General features: G+C 63.8%; 1 pseudogene. It reads left to right on the forward strand.

Annotated features, from left to right (window positions below):
• Positions 1-99 precede the first annotated feature (99 nt).
• Positions 100-520: pseudogene (locus tag IVB36_RS25205) on the forward strand (transposase); the annotation flags it as partial.

The raw sequence follows: 520 nt of genomic DNA on the forward strand, positions 1-520 counted from the left end.
GATCATCGTCTGCCATCACAAGGTGTCCACCTATTTTGGTGGACACCTCATGCATCAGAGCACTCAAAAGCAAAAGGTGCAGGGAAATTCGCGCTTACGGTGATTATCGCCAATCCGCTGCAGGTGAAGGCGATCGCCCAGGCTCACGTCAAGACCGACAAGATCGATGCCGGCACGCTCGCCAGTCTGCAGGCGGCTGGGTACCTGCCGCAGATCTGGACGCCTGACGCGGAGACGGAACGCAAGCGTCGGCTGGTGGCGCGGCGCTACCAGGTCGTGCGCCATCGCACGCGGCTCAAGAACGAGGTGCATTCGATCCTGCACGCGCACCTGATCCCGAAGTGCCCGCATGCCGATCTTTTCAACGGCCGCGGCCGGGCGTGGTTGGCCGCCCAACCGTTGCCGGACGATGAGCGCGCGGCGATCGATCGGCACGTCCGCGAGCTTGACCGGCTGGCGGAAGATCTGGCCCTGCTCGACCGCGAGATCGCGCAGGACGCCATCGACGATTCCGCGGTCA

This window comes from Bradyrhizobium sp. 35, assembly GCF_023073215.1.
Taxonomy (GTDB): domain Bacteria; phylum Pseudomonadota; class Alphaproteobacteria; order Rhizobiales; family Xanthobacteraceae; genus Bradyrhizobium; species Bradyrhizobium canariense_D.